We start from the raw sequence: 24,313 nt of genomic DNA, 5'->3' as shown, positions 1-24,313 counted from the left end.
TTTCCTGCTACAGTTCGTTATTCGTTTTCGTCGCCAAACCAACAGATATTACGGGCGGCCATAATCAGCTCACCGGCTTTTTCATCATTCAGCTCTTCAATATCCGTCAGGTCGTCGACGCCCTGCTCAGCAAGATCTTCCAGCGTGCAAATACCGCGTGCTGCCAGCTTGAATGCCAATTCACGCGACAGGCCAGGTAAACTGAGCAAATCGTCTGCGGGTTGGCCGTCACCGCGACTTTCCTCGTGCGCCAAGGCCAGCGTGGTTAACGCGGCTTTAGCTCGTTCGCGCAATACTTCAACGGTTTCTTCATCCAGGCCTTCGATTGCCAACAGCTCTTTGATCGGCACATAGGCCAATTCTTCAAGCGAGGAGAAACCTTCCTCAACCAGCACGGTAGCGAACTCTTCGTCGATATCCAGATGCTTGGTGAAGACATCAATTGCGGCATGGGCCTCAGCCTGATGTTTAGCCTGAAGATCTTCCACGGTCATGACGTTCAGTTCCCAACGGTCATCTGAACGATGCTGTTTTAACAGTTGGGAAGCCAGACGCACGTTCTGGCCGTTACGGCCAATCGCCTGAGCCAGATTGCTGGACTCCACGGCGATATCCATCGTACAGGTGTCTTCATCAACCACGATGGAAACGACATCGGCCGGGGCCATGGCATTGATAACAAACTGCGCGGGATTATCATCCCACAGAATAATATCAATACGCTCGCCGCCAAGCTCGCTGGATACGGCCTGAACGCGCGCGCCGCGCATGCCTACGCAGGCGCCGACCGGATCAATGCGCTTGTCATTGGTCTTCACCGCGATTTTCGCACGGGAGCCTGGGTCGCGGGCAGCAGCCTTGATCTCAATGACTTCTTCACCAATTTCCGGTACTTCAATGCGGAACAGTTCGACCAGCATTTCCGGACGGGAACGGCTAACAAACAGCTGAGCGCCGCGGGCTTCAGGGCGAACGGCGTACAGCACGCCGCGAATGCGATCGCCAGGGCGGAAATTTTCGCGCGGCAACATATCTTCACGGCCGATAACCGCTTCAGCATTATTGCCTAAATCCAGCGAGATGTTATCACGGTTAACTTTCTTCACGACACCAGTGACGATCTCGCCTTCCTGTTCACGGAACTGATCAACGACCATGGCGCGCTCAGCTTCGCGCACTTTCTGTACAATAACCTGTTTTGCGGTTTGTGTGGTAATACGGTCGAATGTCACTGACTCAATCTGATCTTCAACGTAATCACCGACATCGAGAGCAGGATCTTCAAACTGCGCCGCATCCAGCGTGATTTCACGCGTTGGCTGGGTAACTTCATTGACCACTAACCAGCGACGGAAGGTATCGAAATCACCGGTTTTACGATCGATACTGACGCGGACATCGATTTCCTGCTCGTATTTTTTCTTGGTTGCTGTCGCCAGTGCGGTTTCCAATGCCTCAAAAATCTTTTCACGCGGGACGGCTTTTTCGTTGGAAACAGCTTCAACAACAGCCAGAATCTCTTTATTCATCCTAGTTGCCTCATCCAAACTTTAAAAGTGGGGTACCAGGTTCGCTTTCTGGATGTTGCTCAGCGCGAACACTTCGTCTTTGCCTTCCACTGTTATGGTGATCATCTCGCCATCAACGGCTTTAATCACCCCCAACCATTTACGGCGATTCTGGACTGCCATACGCAGCACCACGGTCACCTCTTCACCGATGAAACGGACATAATGTTCTGCCGTGAACAAAGGACGTTCAAGTCCCGGAGATGACACTTCCAGGTTGTAGGCGACGGTGATGGGATCTTCTACATCCAACACGGCGCTGACCTGGTGGCTGACATCAGCACAATCATCAACAGTGATGCCATCTTCACTATCAATATAGATACGCAGCGTCGATTGGCGACCCCGGATGAACTCAATGCCGACCAATTCGTAGCCTAATGCTTCGACTGGTGCTGAAATCATCTCTGTTAATTTTTGCTCTAATGTGGACAAGCCCACCCCCAAGACATAAAAAAAGGGCTTAATAGCCCAGTAATTCTGTTACCAAATAACAAAAAACCCCGATATATCGGGGCTTTATGCAACTGGACCCTATTACCGCTAAACAACGCGGCCTAACTTTCGGTTAAGGATTTTTTCAAAACGACTGTGAAAGCGATGGAAACTTACAGAACAGCCTATTTGAAAAAAAGCGCTACCTGGAAAGTTAAGTGGTTGCGGGGGCCGGATTTGAACCGACGACCTTCGGGTTATGAGCCCGACGAGCTACCATGCTGCTCCACCCCGCGTCCGAAAACGTGGCAAATACTACGCTGACAACCGCTAAAAAGCAAGTTATCTATAGGATTGGTACCGAGGACGGGACTTGAACCCGTAAGCCCAATCGGGCACTACCACCTCAAGGTAGCGTGTCTACCAATTCCACCACCTCGGCATCACAATTACTGCTGTGTCACTACTGCTTTATAACAACCGCGCCAGGCGCCGCTGTCTGAACTGCTCTGTTAAAACGATTACCGCGGAATATCGCTCGCAGGCGCTGAAGGCGCGGCAGGCGTTGTGGTCTGCTCCGCTTTTTCAGGCTGGCTCAGGTTTTCCCACTCGCCGCCGGCTTTACCGTGCCGGGTACTCAAGTTGCCCAGCACCAGACTGATAATGAAGAACAGCGTCGCCAAAACCGCCGTCATGCGAGTCATGAAATTGCCGGAGCCGCTCGAACCGAACAAAGTGGCAGAAGCACCTGCTCCGAACGAGGCTCCCATATCAGCACCTTTACCTTGTTGCAGCATGATCAGCGCTACCAGCCCGATCGCTACCAACAGGAAAATCACCAAAAGAGCTTCGTACATAGTTGTACCTGTAACCGTTTTCCCCATCATTTATGGAGATTTTGAATTCTTGCGATAAAAATCGCGTGTAATCCGCTAAAGCGAATGAAAACGTCATCCCGATTAAGCGGGTCTGAATACTAACCAAAGGCTGTAACGTACGCAAGGGTAATTTAGCCGCCATTGGCCGATTGAAGAAAAAAACAGCGGCTTTCGCTACGAAACCCTCATAGCGCTGGTTATCTGCTTGATTGTTAAGGTTAGCCGGTAACTACTCCAATCAGGAATAAAGAGCGCTGATTAAAAAAGTCAGCATTGCCGAAAGCCTTTCTCCGGCCAATGCCGAACTGGTTTACACCGCTTTTACCGCATCGGCGATCCGATTGGCTAACTCGATAACCATCGCTTCATTTTCACCTTCGACCATCACGCGGATCAGCGGCTCGGTTCCTGATTTCCGCAGCAATACCCGCCCGCGTCCCGTCAGCGCTTTCTCGACATCACGCGTTATCTGTTGAACGGACGCGTCCTCAAGCGGATCGTTCTCGCCTGAATAACGAACATTCACCAGAATTTGCGGGAACAGCTTCATACCGCTGCACAGATCATGCAGGCTCATGTGGTTTCTGACCATCGCAGTAAGCACTTGCAAACCAGCAATGATGCCGTCGCCCGTCGTCGTTTTATCCAGAAGGATGACATGACCGGAGTTTTCAGCGCCGATGCGCCAACCTTTGGCCTGCATCATTTCCAATACATAGCGATCGCCGACTTTGGCGCGGGCAAACGGAATGCCCAACTGCTTTAGCGCCAACTCCAGACCCATATTACTCATCAGGGTTCCCACCGCGCCGCCGCGAAGCTGTCCCTGGCGTAAACCTTCTCGCGCGATGATATACAGGATCTGGTCGCCGTCGACTTTATTGCCCTGGTGGTCGACCATGATGAGCCGATCGCCATCGCCATCAAAGGCTAATCCCACATCCGCTTTTTCCGCCAGAACGCGCGCCTGTAGCTGCCTGACATCCGTAGCGCCGCATTCTTCATTGATGTTCATGCCGTCTGGCTTGCAGCCGATGGAAATGACGTCCGCGCCCAGCTCGCGCAAGACGCTGGGCGCAATGTGATAGGTTGCGCCATTCGCACAATCAACCACAATTCTCAGCCCATTCAGATTCAGTTCACTCGGGAACGTCCCCTTGCAGAATTCGATATAACGCCCGGCAGCATCAACAATGCGGTTGGCTTTCCCCAACTCCGCCGATTCGACACAGGTCAACGGTTTCTCTAATTCAGCTTCAATCGCCTCTTCCACTTCATCAGGCAGTTTAGTGCCGTCAATTGAGAAGAATTTAATGCCGTTATCGTAATAAGGGTTGTGGGAGGCCGAAATGACAATGCCGGCTTCCGCTCTGAAGGTCCGGGTCAGGTAAGCCACCGCCGGCGTCGGCATCGGGCCGGTAAACGAGGCGGACAAGCCAGCCGCAGCCAGCCCGGCTTCCAACGCAGACTCCAACATATAACCGGAAATTCGGGTGTCCTTGCCGATGATAATCTTCCGGGAACCGTGTCGCGCCAGCACCTTTCCCGCCGCCCAGCCCAGCTTCAACACAAAGTCGGGAGTAATCGGACTATCACCCACTTTGCCCCGGACGCCATCGGTCCCAAAATATTTACGGTTACTCATAATAATTTTTATTCCTTTGCTGAAAGAGTCGCTTCAACAATGCGCATCGCATCTACCGTTTCTTTTACGTCATGAACACGAATAATGTGCGCACCCTGCATCGCCGCAATCACCGCACAGGTCACGCTGCCCTGCACCCGTTTCATCGGAGGAACCTTGAGTAGCTGTCCAATCATGGATTTCCTCGACATACCGACCAGAAGCGGCAATCCGAAACGGTGTAATTCGCTCAGGCGAGCCAGAAGCTGATAATTGTGAGTCAGATTTTTACCAAATCCGAATCCGGGATCCAGTAACAGATTACGTTTCTGAATATTGCCGTTCACACAGCGATCGATTTGCTGCTGCAAAAAATCGCCGATCTCGGCCATCAGGTCTTCATAGTGAGGATTATGCTGCATGGTTTTTGGTAATCCCTGCATGTGCATCAGACATACCGGCAAGCCGGTTGCCGCCGCGGCAGCTAAAGCACCGGGTTCTTGTAGTGAACGAATGTCGTTAATTAAGTGAGCGCCCGCTTGCGCCGCGGCCGTAATCACTTCCGGTTTCGACGTATCGACGGAAATCCAGCTATCGAAACGCTGAGCCAAGGCTTCAACGACAGGAATCACACGTTCCAGTTCTTCTTGCGTGCTAACCTCGTCGGCCCCGGGGCGGGTTGACTCCCCGCCGACATCAATCAACGTAGCGCCGGCCGCAATCATATCCTGAGCATGAAACAGCGCCGCATCCAGCGTATTGTGCTTGCCGCCATCAGAAAATGAATCGGGGGTGACATTGAGAATGCCCATAACATTGGGGCGAGAAAGATCCAGGGTTGATCCTCTGGCGATCAATTGCATGATTTTCCCTCAAATCGTTGACTATTTTAAAACTTACCCAGCAGACGAGTCAGTAAAAAAACCCCGGACAAGTCCGGGGTTTGGAGTGACAACCATGTGTATACGATAAGCACACTGGTTAAATTATTTCTCGCCTAACTGTTCGGATATTGTGTTACCCGGATTAGGTGTACGGGGTTCATCAACCGGCGTCGGCGCCTTAGGCGAACCGCCATTACCTGAATTGCTATCTGACTTTTGTTCTTCCCAGCCAGCTGGCGGACGAACATCTTTGCGTGACATCAAATCATCAATCTGCGGCGCATCAATGGTTTCATACTTCATCAACGCATCCTTCATCGAGTGCAGGATGTCCATATTCGCCATCAGCAACTCACGCGCACGCTGGTAGTTACGTTCAATCAGCGATTTAACTTCCTGATCGATGATTCTGGCGGTTTCGTCAGACATATGTTTGGCTTTGGCAACCGAGCGTCCCAGGAATACTTCGCCGTCTTCCTCTGCGTACAGCAACGGACCGAGTTTTTCGGAGAAGCCCCACTGCGTGACCATGTTACGGGCGATGGAAGTCGCAACCTTAATATCGTTTGAGGCGCCGGTGGAGACTTTTTCCACGCCGTAGATGATTTCCTCTGCCAAACGGCCGCCGTACAGCGTGGAAATCTGACTTTCCAGCTTCTGACGACTGGCGCTGATGGCATCGCCTTCCGGCAGGAAGAACGTCACGCCCAGCGCGCGACCACGCGGAATAATCGTCACTTTATGCACCGGATCGTGTTCCGGCACCAGTCGACCGATAATCGCATGACCCGCTTCATGGTAGGCCGTCGACTCTTTCTGCTGTTCCGTCATCACCATGGAGCGGCGTTCCGCGCCCATCATGATCTTGTCTTTGGCTTTCTCAAATTCCACCATGGACACCACCCGTTTGTTGCCGCGGGCGGCGAAAAGGGCGGCTTCGTTAACCAGGTTAGCCAAATCGGCGCCGGAGAAACCGGGCGTGCCGCGCGCAATCACCGACGCATCGATATCCGGAGATAGCGGCACGCGACGCATATGCACTTTCAGAATCTGTTCACGACCACGAACGTCCGGCAAGCCGACCACCACCTGACGGTCAAAACGACCTGGACGCAATAACGCCGGATCAAGTACATCAGGACGGTTGGTTGCGGCAATCACGATGATGCCTTCGTTACCTTCGAAACCATCCATTTCGACCAGCATCTGGTTCAATGTCTGTTCACGTTCATCATGACCGCCGCCCAGACCGGCGCCGCGCTGGCGACCTACCGCATCGATTTCATCAATGAAGATGATACAAGGCGCGGCTTTCTTTGCCTGCTCGAACATGTCGCGTACGCGGGATGCGCCCACGCCGACAAACATTTCTACGAAGTCCGAACCGGAAATCGTAAAGAAAGGCACTTTCGCTTCGCCGGCAATGGCTTTTGCCAGCAGGGTTTTACCGGTACCCGGCGGGCCAACCATCAGAATACCTTTCGGTATCTTACCGCCCAGTTTCTGGAAACGACTGGGTTCACGCAGATATTCAACCAGTTCGCTCACTTCTTCTTTTGCTTCATCGCAACCTGCGACATCGGCAAACGTCGTTTTGATCTGGTCTTCCGTCAGCATTCGAGCCTTGCTCTTGCCAAAGGACATGGCGCCTTTACCGCCACCACCTTGCATTTGACGCATGAAGAAGATCCAGACACCAATCAGCAACAGCATTGGGAACCAGGAAATAAAGATTGAAGCCAGCAAACTCGGCTCTTCCGGCGGCTCACCAACGACTTTCACATTCTTCGTTAGCAGGTTATCCAGTAGCTTGGGATCGTTGACAGGAATATAAGTCGTGTATCTGTTGCTATCTTTTTTGATAACACTGATCTCACGCCCGTTAATACGTGCTTCACGGACCTGATCCTGATTCACTTCAGTCAAGAAGGTTGAATAATCCACCCTACGGCCATTCGACTCGCTGGGCCCAAAGCTCTGGAATACAGACATCAGCACGACTGCGATGACTAACCAGAGAATCAGGTTTTTCGCCATGTCACTCAAGGGATTAACCTCATATTACAACTGTGTTAAAAAACAGCGTTAGGGTACTACAGTTTGCGCCCTGTCGCTACGATATACACTTCACGAGATCTGGCACGCGAAGCGTCTGGTTTACGAATTTTAACCTTCGTAAACAGGGAGCGAATTTCCCGCAGGTATTCATCAAAACCTTCTCCCTGAAACACTTTTACCAGGAAACTTCCGCCTGGCGCTAAAACATCCCGACACATACCAAGTGCTAATTCAACCAGATACATCGCTTTCGGAATATCAACTGCTGGAGTACCGCTCATGTTCGGGGCCATGTCAGACATCACCACCTGAACTTTTTTGTCCCCTACTCTTTCAAGGAGAGCATTAAGGACTAATTCATCACGAAAATCCCCTTGTAGGAAATCGACGCCAACAATAGGATCCATCGGTAGAATATCACATGCAATGATGCGCCCCTTGCCGCCGATCTGCGTCACCACATACTGTGACCAGCCGCCAGGCGCCGCGCCTAAATCAACAACAGTCATACCGGGTTTAAACAACTTGTCGCTCTGTTGTATTTCATCAAGTTTAAACCAAGCTCGGGAGCGGAGTCCCTTTTTCTGCGCCTGTTGCACATATTTGTCGCTAAAGTGTTCCTGCAACCAGCGACTGGAACTTGCAGAACGCTTTTTCGTGGCCATCTATTTTCCAACTCTCAATAAGGCGCTAATCGTATTGGTAAGTAGAAACGTCTCCCGGACCCGATCTGCACAACCAATTTGGTTATAATCATGAGATGGCGGTAGAATGAGCCGTTTTCAATCCCAACCTAAGCAAAAAAGACAATGAATCTAAGTAATAAACAAAAACAACACCTGAAAGGTCTGGCGCACCCGTTAAAACCGGTTGTCATGCTGGGCAATAACGGCCTCACCGAAGGTGTTCTGGCTGAGATCGAACAAGCATTAGAACATCACGAACTGATCAAAGTTAAAGTCGCTGCTGAAGAGCGCGAAACCAAAGCTTTGATTATTGAAGCCATTATTCGCGAAACCGGGGCCAGCAACGTTCAGGTTATCGGTCATACGCTGGTACTCTATCGTCCGTCGAAAGAACGTAAAATAGTGTTACCACGATAACATTTTTTATTTCAGGATACTCTGTTTTAACGGAAAGGTGCCATGCCTCTCTGTGAGAGAAAAGGCCGCAAGCGGCCTTTTTCTTTTCTTTACAAACTTTGTCGTTTTTATCATCAAGGCAACGAAATTACAGGTATTCAACACTGACGATTTCGTACTCCACGTCGCCGCCCGGCGTCCGAATCACCACAATGTCATCCTGTACTTTGCCGATAAGCCCGCGAGCGATGGGCGAGTTAACGGAAATCAGATTCTGCTTAAAATCAGCCTCGTCATCGCCAACGATGCGATACGTTTGCTCTTCTTCAGTATCCAGATTAACAACCTTGACGGTGGCGCCGAAAATGACGCGCCCTGTGGCCGTCATTTTCGTCACGTCGATAACCTGCGCATTGGATAGTTTGGCTTCGATATCCCGGATACGCCCTTCACAAAAGCCCTGTTGCTCACGCGCGGCGTGGTATTCCGCGTTTTCTTTCAGGTCGCCATGCTCGCGAGCTTCGGCAATCGCGGCAATAATTTCAGGTCGGCGAACACTCTTTAAAAAATCCAGCTCTTCGCGCAATTTTTCGGCACCACGCAACGTCATCGGAAATTGTTTCATAATTGTCTATACCTCTAGAAAATCCGTACGCCTCAAATCATCGTCATCCATCCTGACGCGTTAACAATCAAATACGACGGAATATCTGCTACATGCCAATGTTTTCTGGCAATTAAACAAAAGTAACCAGTCCCGGAACAAATTTTCCAGGCCGGAAGCGGTTTTGCATTTTGATACGTATTTTAACCCAGAGTTCCATAGGGATCATCGTTTACTTTAGACCTTGTTGCGCCGTAGTATGACCGCATGTTACCCCGTTGTTAGCTGAGATTATGCGTTTTTCATCGATCATTCCCGGACTTGCCTGCGTTTTTGTTCTGCATGCGAATGCAGCGCCTGTTGAAGATCATATTCAGTATTTGCCCGACGGCGCCAATCTGGCGCTGATTGTGCAAAAAATCGGCGCGGCCAGCCCTACGCTAGCCTTTCACAGCCAGCAGATGGCGCTGCCCGCCAGCACGCAAAAAGTGCTGACCGCGCTGGCTGCGTTGCTACAGTTAGGATCAGATTATCGTTTTGTCACCACGATGGAAAGTCATGGCCCGGTCGCCAATGGTCAATTACGCGGCAATCTGATCGTGCGTTTCAGCGGCGACCCGACGCTAAAACGCCAGCAAATACGCAATATGGTGCAGGAATTGAAAAAACGCGGCATTCGGGAAATCGAGGGGGATGTCATGATCGATACCTCCGTCTTCGCCAGCCATGATAAAGCCCCCGGTTGGCCCTGGAACGATATGACGCAATGTTTCAGCGCGCCGCCGTCTGCCGCAATCGTCGATCGCAACTGCTTCTCCGTTTCGCTCTACAGCGCGCCTCAGGCCGGCGACAACGCATTTATCCGCGTGGCGTCTTACTACCCCGTGCAAATGTTCAGCGAGGTGCGTACGCTGGCTAAGGGCTCCCCTGATGCGCAATACTGTGAATTGGATGTGATTCCCGGCGAACTGAACCGGTTTACGCTCACAGGCTGTCTGACGCAGCGACAAGACCCGCTTCCGCTGGCTTTCGCCATTCAGGATGGCGCCAGCTACGCCGGGGCCATCGTCAAAGACGAACTGTTACAGGCGGAGATCAGAATAAAAGGCAGCTTGCGCCGTCAGACTCAGCCAGGTCCGGCGGGCAGCATACTGGCGCAAACCCAATCCGCGCCGTTACATGACCTGCTGACCATCATGCTGAAAAAGTCCGACAACATGATTGCCGACACCGTTTTTCGCACCATCGGTCACGAACGATTCAAGGTTCCCGGCACATGGCGCGCGGGCGCCGATGCGGTTCGTCAAATTCTGCGTCAGAAAGCCGGCGTCGATTTAGGCAACAGCATTGTGGTTGACGGCTCAGGTCTGTCGCGTCATAACCTGATATCGCCGGCCACCATGATGCAGGCGTTGCAGTATATCGCTCAGCACGATAATGAATTGAATTACATTGAAATGCTGCCGCTTGCCGGCTATGACGGCACCCTGCGCTATCGCGGCGGATTACATGAAGCGGGCGTAGACGGCAAGGTCTCGGCGAAAACCGGCGCCTTACAGGGCGTGTACAATCTGGCTGGGTTTATCACTACGGCCAGCGGCCAGAGGATGGCCTTTGTCCAGTTCCTTTCCGGTTATGCGGTGCCGCCGGAAGATCAACGCGCACGACGAATTCCGCTGGTGCGGTTTGAAAGTCGTTTATACAAAGATATCTATCAGAATAACTAACTGATACAGCGCGGGATGCCGCGCTGTCTTTAAGATGAGCGATACATCGCCGTTATCGGCGGCGAACAACGCCGGATCGATGCTGGCATCTGTTTCCCGCCGACAACGGCGGGGATGGCCGATGACGACGGTTTGAACGTAAGAAGATCTGCGATGAATGGCGCCATCAGCCGGCTGACGGCGCATTATCAATGCTGATAGATGGTTTCGACGCCCTCTTCATCTTCGTCGTCCCAATCATCATCCCACTCTTCCTCGGCTTCATTTTCCGCCGTCGCCAGTTGCTCACGGTGATAGTCATCCCACATGAACTCGACTTTCTCCGGCACGCTTTCTTCGATCGCCATCGCTTTGGGTTGTACTTTCAGGAAGTTCATCACATCCCAGCACAGCGCATTCACCCCTTCGCGATTCGCCGCTGAAATCAGGTAGTATTTCTCTTCCCAACCCAATGCCGCCGCAATGTCTTTGGCGCGTTTTTCCGCTTCGGCTTTGTCGAGCAAATCAACCTTGTTGAATACCAGCCAGCGCGGTTTTTCCGATAACGTCGCACTGTATTGCTGTAATTCATTGACGATCACTTTGGCGTTTTCTATCGGATCGGACTCGTCAATTGGCGCTAAATCAATAAGATGCAGCAATACCCGGCAACGTTCCAGATGTTTAAGGAAACGAATCCCCAAACCTGCGCCGTCAGAAGCGCCCTCAATCAATCCCGGAATGTCGGCGACGACAAAGCTTTGTTCGCTGTCCATGCGGACAACCCCGAGGCTTGGCACCAACGTGGTAAAAGGATAGTCCGCTACTTTCGGCTTCGCCGCTGAAACAGCGCGGATAAAGGTAGATTTACCGGCATTAGGCAGCCCCAGCATACCGACATCGGCCAGCAGCAGCAGTTCCAGCATCAATTCGCGTTCTTCGCCCGGCGTACCGTCGGTTTTCTGCCGAGGAGCCCGATTGACTGAAGACTTGAACCGTGAGTTCCCCAGCCCGTGCCAGCCGCCTTTGGCGACCATCAGCTTCTGCTGGTGACGAGTCATATCCCCCAGCACTTCGCCGGTTCCTTTATCCAGAACACGGGTGCCGACAGGCACTTTGATCGTAATGTCTTTACCCCGTTTTCCCGTACAGTCGCGGCTCTGACCATTTTGTCCGCGTTCAGCCCGGAAGGATTTTTCAAAACGGTAGTCAATCAGCGTGTTCAGGTTTTCATCGGCCAGCAAATAAACGTCGCCGCCGTCGCCGCCGTCGCCGCCGTCAGGACCGCCATTGGGAATATATTTTTCACGACGGAAGCTAACGCAGCCATTACCGCCATCGCCCGCCACAACCAGAATTGTGGCTTCATCTACAAACTTCATTGACTCTCTCCGCAAAAAACCAATAGAGAACATCTACTTGTTTTAGGCTATTTATTGGTTCTTTTTGGCGTAACTTTTTGATTTTAAGGCATACAGCCTCGCAGCCATCAACCATTAAAAACCGACGCACCAGAACCTATTTCCGGCAAAGGGGCGGATTGTACCCGCTTCCCTCAATATTTTCATCTGTACTAAAAATAAACAGTATAAATGGAATATCAAAACAGCACTACCCATCATCACTGCGGGCGACCATCGTTTTGTTTTCATATTCCGCTCAGGCTATCTGCTTACCGGGCGTTCCAGAATATAAAAAGCCCCGCAACGAATTGCAGGGCTTAAATCTGTAAGGCCTAACGCGAGAAATTATTCAGCAACGATGCTGATATATTTACGGTTTTTAGGACCTTTAACTTCGAACTGAACTTTACCGTCAGACAAAGCGAACAGAGTATGGTCTTTCCCGCAACCTACGTTGCTGCCAGCATGGAATTTGGTTCCGCGCTGACGAACGATGATGCTGCCCGCCAATACTGCTTCGCCGCCGAAACGTTTTACGCCCAGACGTTTGCTTTCTGAGTCACGACCGTTACGAGTCGAACCGCCAGCTTTCTTGTGTGCCATTTATCCGCTCTCCTAAATCTTAAGCGCTGATGCCGGTGATTTTCACGTCAGTGAACCACTGACGGTGGCCTGCTTGCTTACGGTAGTGTTTACGACGACGAAACTTAACAATCTTAACTTTCTCGCCACGACCGTGAGCAACAACTTCAGCTTTAATTTTACCGCCATCGACGAAAGGAACGCCGATTTTGATCTCTTCACCATTGGCAATCATCAGAACCTGATCAAACTCAATAGCTTCACCAGTTGCGATGTCCAGCTTTTCCAAGCGAACGGTTTGACCTTCGCTTACTCGGTGTTGTTTACCACCACTTTGGAAAACCGCGTACATATAAAACTCCGCTTTCCGCGCACTCAACGTATGATTATCCAGAGTGCGCTATAAATATTCACAATAGGGCGCGAATTCTACGCAAAAAACCCGAGGATGACAAGTGCAGAATCGAAGGATGTGCAGAAAAAGAATACAACGTATTAACTGCCGTTTATCTCTCTCATTTTTCCAGTACAATCAACTCAACAAATTCCATCATATGCCGATATGAGACAGCAATCTTACGGCGATGTTGAAGAAATCAGCTGGCACAAACCATGAATCTAGAACAAATCACATCGTTAACCGCCCGGGATATGACGGCCGTTAATAAGGTAATTATTGAACAACTGGACTCTGATGTCGTTCTCATTAATCAGCTCGGCCATTATATCATCAGCGGCGGCGGCAAACGCATCAGACCGATGATCGCGGTGCTTGCGGCACGAGCGCTGGCTTATGAAGGACACAAACACGTCACCGTGGCGGCATTGATTGAATTTATTCATACCGCCACCTTGTTGCACGATGACGTCGTCGATGAGTCGGATATGCGGCGCGGCAAAGCCACCGCCAATGCCGCTTTCGGTAATGCGGCCAGCGTACTGGTCGGCGATTTTATCTATACCCGCGCATTCCAGATGATGACCAGTCTGGAATCGCTGCGCGTGCTGGCGCTGATGTCCGAAGCCGTGAATGTGATTGCTGAAGGGGAAGTCTTGCAGTTGATGAACTGTAACGATCCCGACATTACCGAAGAAAGCTACATGCGCGTGATTTACAGCAAAACCGCTCGCCTGTTCGAGGCCGCCGCCCAATCATCGGCGATTTTGGCGGGCGCGACGCCTGAACAGGAAAAAGCATTGCAGGACTACGGTCGTTATCTGGGAACGGCTTTTCAGCTTATCGACGATTTGCTGGATTACAGCGCGGACGGTAAAACGCTGGGTAAAAATACCGGCGATGATCTTAATGAAGGCAAACCCACGCTGCCTTTGCTACACGCGATGCATCACGGTAATGCCAAACAGAGCGCCATGATTCGTCAGGCAATAGAAGAAGGCAACGGACGTCACCTGCTTGACCCCGTTCTTGTCGCCATGCAGCAATGCGGTTCGCTCGACTACACGCGTAAACGCGCGGAAGAAGAGGCGGATAAAGCGATTGCCGCGCTACAGCCCTTACAGGACACCCCATTCCGCAAAGCGCTTGAAGGTCTCGCGCATATTGCGGTACAGCGTGATTTCTAGCGACGCGCGCTTCACGATGAACCGTTACGGCGTCCGTCATCCGCGGGATTATCCAAACGAGACAACATCGCAACGGTGCCTTCGCGCAGGATGAAGTTTATCAGCCGTGATTGTTCGTTTTCCGAGAGTTGATGGAAAATGTGTATCCAGGAAGCCAGCAAGACTGGCTCTTTTTTCACCAGATATTCAGGCACCCCTTCTCTTATCATGAGCTGTTCTCTTGCTTCATCGGGTAAGCTGTGAATCGAATATTCGACGCCGCGTCCTTGAACGCCCTTTCGTCTGCGTCGTTCCCAGCCGTCATCGCGGGCGCGTTTGTTTAATCCTTGCGGTGATTTAGGCAACCCGTCGAGACCGATCAATTCCTGGGTGGCAAACCATTCTTTACTCATACGTTTCACTCCCTTGCTTACTCTGAGAGGGCAACATCGACTTTCATCAAACTGTTTCCCTATAGTGGACTACCGTTACCTAAACATTTAACATCTACGCGTTATTAATACCACTAAAGGATAGGAAAAAAAATCAATATTCCGCAAATATATCTATAGATATCAAAGTGAAGAGAAAATAGATGGGCGAGATGCGGCGCGAAAAGAAAGGACAGTAATGGGCAAACAAGCGTTGAAGCCATCTTCCCGTGCAGGGCTGATGGCGTAATACGTTTTACTCGGCGATCGCCGTCGGATCGACCTGCTCACCAGAGGAGGTTATACCCAGTTGATTCAGCGTAGTCGATACGCCGACCCGCAGAATATGGGCGATAAGTTTATCTCTTTCCATTTCAGATAGTTGCTCATATATCCGCACCCAAACGGCCAGTGTGCCGGGCGGTATTTCCGCATATGACGGGGAGTCATCTTCCAGTGATAACGATTGTTTTACCACGTCGGGAAGGCTATGAATCGAGTATTCCACGCCTCGTCCCTGGACGCCTCGACGACGTCGCCTTTCCCATCCATCTTCACGGGCGCGCTTGTTTAATCCCTGTCTTGATTTGGGAAGCCCGCCAACGCCGACCAGTTCATTGGTAGCAAACCACTCTTTTTTCATAGCCTTTCATCCTGATAGTGCCATTCCTAACAAAAACGAATTTATTAGGAATAATAATTGAGAAATTTTTAGAAAATTGATGCTATATTATTTCCAAATATTCATATCATATTAGCTTGGCATATAACTAACACACGTTATTTATACCACTAATACACAGTCGTCTTATAGCAATAAGGGAAGGATTATGACTCTAAGGAAACATGACTGGCATCCCGCTGATATCATCGCAGCTCTGCGCAAAAAAGGCACAACGCTGGCAGCGGTATCCCGCGCGGCCGGATTAAGCTCGTCAACCCTGGCGAATGCCCTTTCGCGTCCCTGGCCTAAAGGGGAATGGCTGATCGCCGATGCGCTGAATATCCATCCAGCCGAGATCTGGCCTAGCCGGTATTATGATCCGGAAACCAACCAGCTTATTGATAGAAAAAAGCTGATCCGGCCCCAGTAAAAAGAAAAGCCGGAGATCAATCTCCGGCTGTGTGGTAACGGAAACAGGGACGTTGATTAGCCTTTAATGAAAGCCTCGCCTAACTCGATGTCCTGATTCAACGTTTCCAACATATTTTTGAGCGCTTCTTGTTCAAACTCGCTCAACTTACCGATGTCTTTACGTTCGACAATGCCATTTTTACCCAACAGCACCGGTTGCGCAAAGAATCGGGCGTATTGACCATCACTCTCGACATAGGCGCATTCAACCACGCCGTCGTCACCCTGCAACGCGCGCGTTAATGACAGGCCGAACTGCGCGGCCGCCTGGCCCATCGATAAGGTTGCCGATCCGCCGCCGGCCTTCGCTTCCACTACTTCAGTCCCCGCATTCTGGATGCGTTTCGTCAAATCGGCGACTTCCCGATCGCTGAAGCTGACGCCCGGAATCTGTGACAACAATGGCAGGATAGTCACGCCGGAGTGTCCACCGATAACCGGTACGTTGATCTCTTCCGGCTGCTTGCCTTTAAGTTCGGCAACAAAAGTATTGGAGCGGATAATGTCCAGCGTGGTCACGCCGAACAGTTTGTTTTTATCGTAAACGCCGGCTTTCTTAAGCACTTCGGCCGCAATAGCGACTGTCGTATTGACGGGATTGGTGATAATACCGATACAAGCCTTTGGACAGGTGCTGGCAATTTGCTCAACCAAATTACGGACGATCCCTGCATTAACATTAAACAAATCAGAACGGTCCATACCCGGTTTACGGGCTACGCCGGCGGATATCAGCACGATATCCGCGCCTACCAGCGCAGGCGTTGCATCAGGGCCACAGTAACCTTTGGTTTTTACTGCGGTGGGAATATGGCTCAGATCGACCGCTACGCCCGGCGTTACCGGCGCGATATCGTAAAGAGATAATTCTGAACCAGAAGGAAGCTGGGTTTTGAGGAGGAGAGCAAGGGCCTGACCAATACCGCCGGCTGCTCCAAGAACTGCTACTTTCATCCTAAACTCCTTATTATCGTAAAGTACAAGAATGCCGCGAATTCGTTTAATCAAAGAATTAACACAAGAGAAAAAAATAAAGCGTATTCGCTTACCGCCAGTGGATATGACTTAAAGACCGGGAATACCCTATGTCTATAATAATAAACCATAAGCGGCTATTAATTAGAAAGGTAAGTAAAGTTAGTAGGCTACAGGCTAATAACGTCACGCTCGGTTATGGACAGTAAACCAAAGCGCCGCTGTGTATGCATTATCATTATATGAACAACATCATTTTGATAACATTTAATTCACCTTTATGTGACTTGTAACGCATTTTTCAGACTTCGCGGCTTGCCTTACCACTTTCGGCTGCGCTTTTGAATCCGGCCGGAAACCACAGCCGACGATGATATACGCATATTGGTTGCATAAAAATTCACTCATCTGCATAATCATAATAAAGCCAATAAACCATTAAATCGGTGCAGAATGCGTAATTCGACAAAACAAGAAGATTTGGTCAGAGCGTTCAAAGCGCTGCTGAAAGAAGAAAAATTCAGCTCTCAAAGCGAAATTGTTCAAGCTTTGCAAGACGATGGATTTGAAAACATCAATCAGTCCAAAGTCTCGCGCATGCTGACCAAATTTGGCGCCGTGCGGACGCGCAACGCCAAAATGGAAATGGTTTACTGCCTGCCGGCGGAACTTGGCGTCCCCACCACCACCAGTCCGCTCAAAAATCTGGTGCTGGACGTCGATTTTAATGACGCCGTCGTGGTTATCCATACCAGCCCAGGCGCAGCTCAGCTTATCGCGCGCTTGCTTGACTCTCTGGGCAAGTCGGAAGGCATTCTGGGCACCATCGCCGGCGACGACACCATCTTCACCACGCCCGCCAGAGGATTCAGCGTCAAACAGCTCTATGAAGCCATTTTGGTGCTGTTTGAACAAGAGCTTTAACGGCAACGGCCAGCCAGTACCGTTCCGACGTCGCATCTCGGCGGTCGCCCCCGCATTTCGGCTGATTACTCTCCGATAGCGGGTAACTCAGCCAGTGGCCAACGCGGTCTCACCCTCACGCCGAGATCCTCGGTCACCCCTTGTTGCAGGCGAATGGCGCCCGCATAGGCAATCATCGCGCCATTGTCGGTACAAAACTCAGGCCGGGCATAGAATACGCTCCCTCCACGTTTCGTCATCATCTCGCCCAGACGCTGGCGCAACGTACGATTAGCGCTGACCCCTCCCGCCATAACCAGCCTGTCAAAACCGGTTTCGTCCAGCGCGCGACGACATTTAATCGCCAGCGTATCCACGACGGCATCCTCAAAAGCGCGCGCAATATCCGCCCGGGTTTGTTCGTCATCGCCATTATTGCGGATCGTATTGGCGGCGAACGTTTTCAGACCGGAAAAACTGAAATCCAGTCCCGGGCGATCGGTCATAGGACGCGGAAAGGTAAAGCGCGCGGCGTCGCCGCCCTGAGCCATTTTCGACAGCATCGGCCCGCCTGGGTAATCCAGCCCCAGTAGTTTGGCCGTTTTATCAAACGCCTCCCCCGCGGCATCATCAATGGACTCGCCAAGCAACCGATACTCGCCGATACCGGTTACGCTGATCAACTGCGTATGGCCGCCGGAAACCAGCAACGCGACGAAAGGGAATGCGGGAGGATGCTCTTCCAGCATCGGCGCCAGCAGATGCCCCTCCATGTGATGCACCGCAACAGCCGGAACATTCCAGGCAAACGCCAATGCTCGCCCGACGGTGGCGCCGACCAATAGCGCCCCCACCAGACCGGGACCGGAGGTATAGGCGACGCCGTCAATATCGCCGGCGTTTAAATCGGCTTCGCGCAGCGCCGCCTGAATCAACGGCACGGTTTTACGCACGTGATCGCGGGAAGCCAGCTCAGGAACGACACCGCCATAATCGGCATGGAGTTTTATCTGGCTGTATAACTGATTAGCGACCAAACCGGCCTGAGTGTCATAAATGGCAATTCCGGTTTCATCACAGGATGTTTCGATACCCAATACGCGCATTGCTGTTCCTACTTTTATTACGGTACAAGCTCGGGCTGAATGCAGCTTGCTTCATGCGGCGGATAGTCTACCATAAGCATCCCGGTTTCTGCGCTGGCGGAGGTTGAGTGTTTTATGATCGCCCGGCCCTTTACAAGGGCGCCCTGTTTGCAGTAGAATTCCGCACCATTTTGAAAAGGCTGGCACAAGGCCAGCGGCAAACCGAATTTATTGAGGTGAGAGGCACATGCCGGTAATTAAAGTACGTGAAAACGAGCCGTTCGACGTAGCTCTGCGTCGCTTCAAGCGTTCCTGCGAAAAAGCAGGTGTTCTGGCTGAAGTTCGTCGTCGTGAGTTTTATGAAAAACCGACTACCGAACGTAAGCGCGCTAAAGCGTCTGCGGTAAAACGTCACGCGAAGAAATTGGCTCGAGAAAACGCACGCCGCACTCGTCTGTATTAATTTTCAGGAGGTTTTACCTCCACCGCGTGATTAATCCGCAGACTTAAGTAGTTGCATACGAAGGCCGTGCTTCCGAAAGGAATGCGCGGCTTGCTGTCGTTTATAAGCTATCGTTTATAAGTTAAGAAACAGGGGCTTATGGCTGGACGAATTCCACGCGTATTTATTAATGATCTGCTGGCTCGCACCGACATCGTCGATCTCATTGATGCGCGTGTCAAACTGAAAAAGCAGGGCAAGAATTATCACGCGTGCTGCCCGTTCCACCACGAAAAAACCCCCTCATTTACCGTAAACGGCGATAAGCAGTTCTATCACTGTTTCGGCTGTGGCGCTCATGGCAACGCCATCGACTTTCTAATGAATTATGATCGTCTTGAATTCGTTGAAAGTATTGAAGAATTAGCCGCCGCATATGGCCTTGAAGTACCCTATGAAACCGGCACCGGCCCAACCCAGCTTGAGCGTCATCAACGACAAAGTTTGTATGAGTTGATGGGGCAACTGAGCGAGTTCTATCAGCAGGCGCTGAGTCAGTCTATCGGCTCGCAGGCGTTGCATTACCTGCAACAGCGCGGGCTGAGCGCCGAAGTGATTAGCCATTTTGCCATTGGCTTCGCACCCGCCGGCTGGGATAACGCCTTAAAGCGCTTCGGACGCAACAATGATGACCGCAGCACATTGAACGATGCGGGCATGCTGGTGACTAACGAACAAGGGCGTACATACGACCGTTTTCGCGAACGCGTCATGTTCCCTATCCGTGATAAGCGGGGACGGGTGATTGCCTTTGGCGGACGGGTATTAGGCGACGGCGTGCCGAAGTATCTGAACTCGCCGGAAACGGAAATTTTTCATAAAGGCCGCCAGCTCTATGGCCTGTATGAAGCGCAGCGCAACCATCCTGAACTGAAGCGGTTGCTGGTTGTTGAAGGGTATATGGATGTGGTTGCCCTGGCGCAGTTTGGTATTGATTATGCGGTTGCGTCGCTGGGAACCTCCACGACGGCCGACCATATTCAGTTGCTGTTTCGCGCCACCGACCAGGTCGTCTGCTGTTATGACGGCGACCGCGCCGGGCGAGAGGCGGCATGGCGAGCGCTTGAAACTGCGCTACCCTATTTAAACGATGGTCGGCAACTGCGCTTCATGTTTTTGCCTGATGGCGAAGATCCCGACACGCTGGTTCGTAAAATAGGTAAAGAAAGCTTCGAACAGCAAATGGAACAGGCTTTACCGCTGTCTCAGTTTCTGTTTGAAACCTTGCAACAACAGGTAGATATGAGCTCGCCCGACGGTCGAGCGAAGCTCAGCACGCTGGCGCTGCCCTTGATCGGTCAGGTTCCAGGTGAAACGTTACGCTTATATTTGCGCCAGCAGCTGGGCAATAAACTGGGGATTCTGGACGACAGCCAGCTTGACAGGCTGCTGCCGAAAGTGGCCGAACATGCTCTTCCCTACCAGCCGCCCCAGCTAAAAGTCACAACTATGCGTATACTTATAGGGCTATTAGTTCAGAATCCGAGGCTTTCGGCGGAAGTGCCTGAACTGGCGCTAGAAGACATTGATGAAAGCAAAGTAGCCGGCTTAACGCTGTTTCGCGATCTGGTAAAAACCTGTAACGCCAGCCCCGGAATGAACATGGGTCTGCTGCTTGAAAAATATCGCGACAGTAAATACCGCAAACAGCTTGAAACCATGGCTTCATGGAACCATATGATTGAAGAGGACGAGCTGGACGAGAAATTTAGAATAAGCCTGGCGGAACTCTATGATCAACTGTTGAGTCAAAGACAGGAAACTTTAATCGCCCGCGAAAGAACGCACGGGCTTAACGCCAAAGAGAAAAAAGAGCTTTGGTCATTGCAACTGGCTTTAACCAGAAAAAACTGATTAACAAGGCTTAATTGCCGATAAAATAGCAGGGTAAAGCCTTGCCAAGAGCCGCTACAGGGTCCGCGGCGATTAGAAAAAAAGCCCTAATGTTATTGTTGGCGAATGACGCCGACCAACACCAACCCAAATACTCTGAAGTGTGGATACCGTCTTATGGAGCAAAACCCGCAGTCACAGCTAAAGCTACTTGTCACCCGTGGTAAGGAGCAAGGCTACCTGACCTATGCTGAGGTCAATGACCATCTGCCGGAAGATATCATCGACTCCGACCAGATCGAAGACATCATCCAGATGATTAATGACATGGGCATCCAGGTGATGGAAGAAGCACCTGATGCAGATGATCTGTTGCTGGCAGAAAATACCAATGACGCGGATGAAGACGCGGCAGAGGCTGCTGCTCAGGTGTTATCCAGCGTTGAATCAGAAATCGGCCGCACCACCGATCCGGTTCGCATGTACATGCGTGAAATGGGTACCGTTGAATTGCTAACGCGTGAAGGCGAGATCGATATTGCCAAGCGTATCGAAGACGGTATCAATCAGGTTCAATGTTCCGTTGCCGAGTATCCGGAAGCGATCACCTATCTGCTGGAGCAGTACGATCGCGTCGAGGCCGGCGAAAGCCGCCTGTCCGATCTGATCACCGGATTTGTCGATCCCAATGCGGAAGAAGATATCGCGCCAACGGCCACCCATGTCGGTTCTGAGCTCTCCACTGAAGAGCTGGATGACGACGACGATGATGACGACGACGACGATAGCGATGACGACAACAGCATCGACCCTGAACTGGCTCGTCAGAAATTCGCTGAATTGCGCGATCAATATGAAATGACGCGTCAGGTCATTAAGGCCAACGGACGCAGCCACGCTAAATCGGCGCAGGAAATTCTGAATCTGTCTGAAGTCTTCAAACAGTTCCGTCTGGTGCCGAAACAGTTCGATTTCCTGGTTAACAGCATGCGTTCAATGATGGACCGCGTGCGTACCCAGGAACGTCTGATCATGAAGCTGTGCGTTGAACAGTGCAAAATGCCGAAGAAAAACTTCGTCACCCTGTTCGCCGGCAATGAAACCAATGACTCCTGGTTTGTTGCCGCCGTCGCCATGGCTAAGCCCTGGTCTGAAAAGCTGAGCGTCGTGGAAGAAGACGTGAAGCGCAGCCTGCAAAAGCTGCATCAGATTGAAGAAGAAACCGGTTTAACCATTGAACAGGTCAAAGACATCAACCGTCGCATGTCGATCGGCGAGGCGAAAGCACGTCGGGCGAAAAAAGAGATGGTTGAAGCGAACTTGCGTCTGGTTATTTCCATCGCCAAGAAATACACCAACCGCGGCTTGCAGTTCCTCGATCTGATTCAGGAAGGGAACATCGGTCTGATGAAAGCGGTGGATAAGTTTGAATATCGCCGCGGCTATAAGTTCTCGACCTATGCCACCTGGTGGATCCGTCAGGCCATTACCCGTTCCATCGCCGACCAGGCGCGCACCATCCGTATTCCGGTGCATATGATTGAGACCATCAACAAACTCAATCGTATTTCCCGTCAGATGTTGCAGGAAATGGGCCGTGAGCCAACGCCGGAAGAACTGGCTGAACGCATGCTGATGCCGGAAGATAAAATCCGCAAGGTGCTGAAGATCGCCAAAGAGCCCATTTCGATGGAAACGCCGATTGGCGATGACGAAGATTCGCATCTGGGCGATTTTATCGAGGACACCACGCTGGAGCTGCCGCTGGATTCCGCCACATCGGAAAGCCTGCGTTCGGCGACGCACGATGTGTTGGCCGGTCTGACCGCGCGTGAAGCGAAAGTTCTGCGTATGCGCTTCGGTATTGATATGAATACCGACCATACGCTGGAGGAAGTCGGTAAGCAGTTTGACGTTACCCGTGAACGTATTCGTCAGATCGAAGCGAAAGCGTTGCGTAAACTGCGTCACCCAAGCCGTTCTGAAGTGTTGCGCAGCTTCCTGGACGACTAATTCGTTAGCGGTATGATGTCTCTGAAATAACCCCGGATTACCGGGGTTATTTTTTATCTATTTGTCGCCGCCGGCTCATGACGTTTAAAACCTTCCGCCGTTTTAGCAGCCATTGCGCAACGTCCTGACGACGTGTACTGATTTCGGGATATTTTCTTCACGGATTTTGTTTGTGTCATAGATCACCTTGTTAACGATTTTACTCACTTAACAGCCTCTCCACTATTCTTGGATAGGATCATAATACATAACCCCATCGACAAAATACTCTCAGTTTAATAGGTATTATCTATTGCGTTTATGTGCAAAACTTTTAACAAAAATGTGTCAGCTAAAATCCATACGCAAAATTATAGATGGAGTTTGGGGAAGGTATTAATATTATCAATACATAAGATAACTACTATTTAATGAACCTATTCGGGATTCCTTATGTTCTGAGCAAGAAAGACTTTTATTACTGAAGTAATGGTAGAAAATGGATTTATTATTGATAGAACTTCACGGTAATTGTCTTGTCTAGAGAGGATGACCAATCAGCATGGCGACACCCAACGAGACGAGTCCGCCAGCGGTAGTGGGTTTAACCACTAATGCGCTGATACCGGTGGGCATTTCTCCTATGTGGAGACAGCCTAAAGCTAGAGGTGCCTGCGGTGAAAGAGACGCATCTGAGTTCTGTTAGCAATTCGCTGAGAAACTACGGCTTTATGGTTATTCGCTTGGTTCCGTCCACTGTTGACCTTCGTGTCTACGGCATCCTTTGCTCTTTGGACGACGCACCGTATGTGCTTGATGTTCTGGCTCAGACCGTCCCGATTGCCATCCCTGCACCGGAAAGTATAACGCCGCATCATGCCGCCAACGCGTGATGATTGTCAATTTTCTATATTATTTCCGTTCATGGAAGTGTCGCTTTTCCTTTCTCATTGCACAGACAGGATGAGCATCCTGGAAAATGCTGGAAATAGGTGCTCGCGGGCAATCAAGGTTTATCGAAGGTCGTGGTAAACGTACAACTTCGGATAATAAAAGATAGGATCGAAGCG

General features: G+C 51.0%; 24 protein-coding genes and 2 tRNA genes. 9 read left to right on the top strand and 17 right to left on the bottom strand.

Annotated features, from left to right (window positions below; all coding sequences use genetic code 11):
• Positions 1 to 17: 17 nt before the first annotated feature.
• From nusA to rlmE, 9 genes are all read right to left on the bottom strand, one after another.
• Positions 18 to 1,529, bottom strand: coding sequence for a transcription termination factor NusA (gene nusA, locus ABRZ28_RS10420; protein ID WP_319604146.1), 1,512 nt, complete (start codon positions 1,527 to 1,529; stop codon positions 18 to 20).
• A 21-nt stretch (positions 1,530 to 1,550) separates the two neighbouring features.
• Complete coding sequence (rimP, locus tag ABRZ28_RS10415; protein ID WP_319604145.1) at positions 1,551 to 2,003, bottom strand: ribosome maturation factor RimP; 453 nt, start codon at positions 2,001 to 2,003, stop codon at positions 1,551 to 1,553.
• Positions 2,004 to 2,222: 219 nt separating this feature from the next.
• Positions 2,223 to 2,299: transfer RNA gene (locus ABRZ28_RS10410), tRNA-Met, on the bottom strand.
• Positions 2,300 to 2,358: 59 nt separating this feature from the next.
• Positions 2,359 to 2,445, bottom strand: a tRNA-Leu gene (locus ABRZ28_RS10405).
• Positions 2,446 to 2,524: 79 nt separating this feature from the next.
• Complete coding sequence (gene secG / locus ABRZ28_RS10400) at positions 2,525 to 2,860, bottom strand: preprotein translocase subunit SecG (RefSeq protein WP_319604144.1); 336 nt, start codon at positions 2,858 to 2,860, stop codon at positions 2,525 to 2,527.
• A 331-nt stretch (positions 2,861 to 3,191) separates the two neighbouring features.
• A complete protein-coding gene (gene glmM / locus ABRZ28_RS10395; protein WP_319604143.1) occupies positions 3,192 to 4,526 on the bottom strand; it encodes a phosphoglucosamine mutase in 1,335 nt (444 codons plus the stop codon).
• 8 nt (positions 4,527 to 4,534) lie between these two features.
• Complete coding sequence (gene folP, locus ABRZ28_RS10390) at positions 4,535 to 5,368, bottom strand: dihydropteroate synthase (RefSeq protein WP_330520213.1); 834 nt, start codon at positions 5,366 to 5,368, stop codon at positions 4,535 to 4,537.
• Positions 5,369 to 5,491: 123 nt separating this feature from the next.
• Positions 5,492 to 7,435, bottom strand: a complete 1,944-nt coding sequence (gene ftsH / locus ABRZ28_RS10385; protein ID WP_319604141.1) for an ATP-dependent zinc metalloprotease FtsH — start codon at positions 7,433 to 7,435, stop codon at positions 5,492 to 5,494.
• Between the two features lie 47 nt (positions 7,436 to 7,482).
• Entirely contained in the window at positions 7,483 to 8,112 is a 630-nt protein-coding gene (gene rlmE, locus ABRZ28_RS10380) for a 23S rRNA (uridine(2552)-2'-O)-methyltransferase RlmE (protein ID WP_319604140.1), read from the bottom strand.
• A gap of 144 nt (positions 8,113 to 8,256) precedes the next feature.
• Here rlmE and yhbY point away from each other — a divergent pair, with 144 nt between their 5' ends.
• Complete coding sequence (gene yhbY, locus ABRZ28_RS10375) at positions 8,257 to 8,550, top strand: ribosome assembly RNA-binding protein YhbY (protein WP_319604139.1); 294 nt, start codon at positions 8,257 to 8,259, stop codon at positions 8,548 to 8,550.
• Positions 8,551 to 8,677: 127 nt separating this feature from the next.
• Here the strand turns inward: yhbY and greA are convergent, their stop codons facing one another.
• Entirely contained in the window at positions 8,678 to 9,154 is a 477-nt protein-coding gene (greA, locus tag ABRZ28_RS10370) for a transcription elongation factor GreA (protein WP_319604138.1), read from the bottom strand.
• Between the two features lie 272 nt (positions 9,155 to 9,426).
• Between greA and dacB the strand changes: the two genes are divergently transcribed.
• Positions 9,427 to 10,860: a serine-type D-Ala-D-Ala carboxypeptidase gene (gene dacB / locus ABRZ28_RS10365; protein ID WP_330520212.1), complete on the top strand. Its 1,434-nt coding sequence runs from the start codon at positions 9,427 to 9,429 to the stop codon at positions 10,858 to 10,860.
• 188 nt (positions 10,861 to 11,048) lie between these two features.
• Here the strand turns inward: dacB and cgtA are convergent, their stop codons facing one another.
• The 3 genes from cgtA to rplU all read right to left on the bottom strand — a co-directional run bounded on the left by cgtA (position 11,049) and on the right by rplU (position 13,176).
• Positions 11,049 to 12,221, bottom strand: coding sequence for an Obg family GTPase CgtA (gene cgtA / locus ABRZ28_RS10360; protein WP_330520211.1), 1,173 nt, complete (start codon positions 12,219 to 12,221; stop codon positions 11,049 to 11,051).
• A 366-nt stretch (positions 12,222 to 12,587) separates the two neighbouring features.
• A complete protein-coding gene (gene rpmA / locus ABRZ28_RS10355; protein WP_009114475.1) occupies positions 12,588 to 12,845 on the bottom strand; it encodes a 50S ribosomal protein L27 in 258 nt (85 codons plus the stop codon).
• A 19-nt stretch (positions 12,846 to 12,864) separates the two neighbouring features.
• Positions 12,865 to 13,176 carry a 50S ribosomal protein L21 gene (gene rplU, locus ABRZ28_RS10350; RefSeq protein WP_048636291.1) on the bottom strand — a complete coding sequence of 104 codons (312 nt, stop codon included), beginning with the start codon at positions 13,174 to 13,176 and terminating at the stop codon, positions 12,865 to 12,867.
• Positions 13,177 to 13,436: 260 nt separating this feature from the next.
• On the opposite strand from rplU, the gene ispB reads away from it, so the two are divergent.
• A complete protein-coding gene (gene ispB, locus ABRZ28_RS10345) occupies positions 13,437 to 14,408 on the top strand; it encodes an octaprenyl diphosphate synthase (protein ID WP_319604135.1) in 972 nt (323 codons plus the stop codon).
• Between the two features lie 11 nt (positions 14,409 to 14,419).
• On the opposite strand, the gene ABRZ28_RS10340 is transcribed toward ispB, so the two are convergent.
• Positions 14,420 to 14,800 carry a DNA-binding protein gene (locus ABRZ28_RS10340; RefSeq protein ID WP_319604134.1) on the bottom strand — a complete coding sequence of 127 codons (381 nt, stop codon included), beginning with the start codon at positions 14,798 to 14,800 and terminating at the stop codon, positions 14,420 to 14,422.
• 274 nt (positions 14,801 to 15,074) lie between these two features.
• A complete protein-coding gene (locus ABRZ28_RS10335; RefSeq protein ID WP_319604133.1) occupies positions 15,075 to 15,461 on the bottom strand; it encodes a DNA-binding protein in 387 nt (128 codons plus the stop codon).
• 187 nt (positions 15,462 to 15,648) lie between these two features.
• Here ABRZ28_RS10335 and ABRZ28_RS10330 point away from each other — a divergent pair, with 187 nt between their 5' ends.
• Positions 15,649 to 15,912, top strand: a complete 264-nt coding sequence (locus tag ABRZ28_RS10330) for a helix-turn-helix domain-containing protein (protein WP_319604132.1) — start codon at positions 15,649 to 15,651, stop codon at positions 15,910 to 15,912.
• A 56-nt stretch (positions 15,913 to 15,968) separates the two neighbouring features.
• On the opposite strand, the gene mdh is transcribed toward ABRZ28_RS10330, so the two are convergent.
• Entirely contained in the window at positions 15,969 to 16,907 is a 939-nt protein-coding gene (mdh, locus tag ABRZ28_RS10325; RefSeq protein WP_330520210.1) for a malate dehydrogenase, read from the bottom strand.
• Positions 16,908 to 17,381: 474 nt separating this feature from the next.
• Here mdh and argR point away from each other — a divergent pair, with 474 nt between their 5' ends.
• Positions 17,382 to 17,852 carry a transcriptional regulator ArgR gene (gene argR, locus ABRZ28_RS10320; protein WP_319604130.1) on the top strand — a complete coding sequence of 157 codons (471 nt, stop codon included), beginning with the start codon at positions 17,382 to 17,384 and terminating at the stop codon, positions 17,850 to 17,852.
• A gap of 65 nt (positions 17,853 to 17,917) precedes the next feature.
• Here argR and tsaD read toward each other — a convergent pair whose 3' ends face one another.
• A complete protein-coding gene (gene tsaD, locus ABRZ28_RS10315; RefSeq protein ID WP_319604129.1) occupies positions 17,918 to 18,937 on the bottom strand; it encodes a tRNA (adenosine(37)-N6)-threonylcarbamoyltransferase complex transferase subunit TsaD in 1,020 nt (339 codons plus the stop codon).
• Positions 18,938 to 19,163: 226 nt separating this feature from the next.
• Between tsaD and rpsU the strand changes: the two genes are divergently transcribed.
• From rpsU to ABRZ28_RS10295, 4 genes are all read left to right on the top strand, one after another.
• On the top strand, positions 19,164 to 19,379 hold the full coding sequence (rpsU, locus tag ABRZ28_RS10310) for a 30S ribosomal protein S21 (protein ID WP_001144069.1): 216 nt from the start codon (positions 19,164 to 19,166) through the stop codon (positions 19,377 to 19,379).
• Between the two features lie 138 nt (positions 19,380 to 19,517).
• Positions 19,518 to 21,272, top strand: coding sequence for a DNA primase (gene dnaG / locus ABRZ28_RS10305; RefSeq protein ID WP_330520209.1), 1,755 nt, complete (start codon positions 19,518 to 19,520; stop codon positions 21,270 to 21,272).
• Positions 21,273 to 21,428: 156 nt separating this feature from the next.
• Positions 21,429 to 23,264 carry an RNA polymerase sigma factor RpoD gene (gene rpoD / locus ABRZ28_RS10300; RefSeq protein WP_330520208.1) on the top strand — a complete coding sequence of 612 codons (1,836 nt, stop codon included), beginning with the start codon at positions 21,429 to 21,431 and terminating at the stop codon, positions 23,262 to 23,264.
• 656 nt (positions 23,265 to 23,920) lie between these two features.
• A complete protein-coding gene (locus tag ABRZ28_RS10295; RefSeq protein WP_330520207.1) occupies positions 23,921 to 24,136 on the top strand; it encodes a hypothetical protein in 216 nt (71 codons plus the stop codon).
• Positions 24,137 to 24,313: the final 177 nt, after the last annotated feature.

It is taken from the genome of Brenneria sp. g21c3 (assembly GCF_040240345.1).
Lineage (GTDB): Bacteria > Pseudomonadota > Gammaproteobacteria > Enterobacterales > Enterobacteriaceae > Brenneria.
This window is presented reverse-complemented; position numbering and strand designations above follow the sequence as displayed.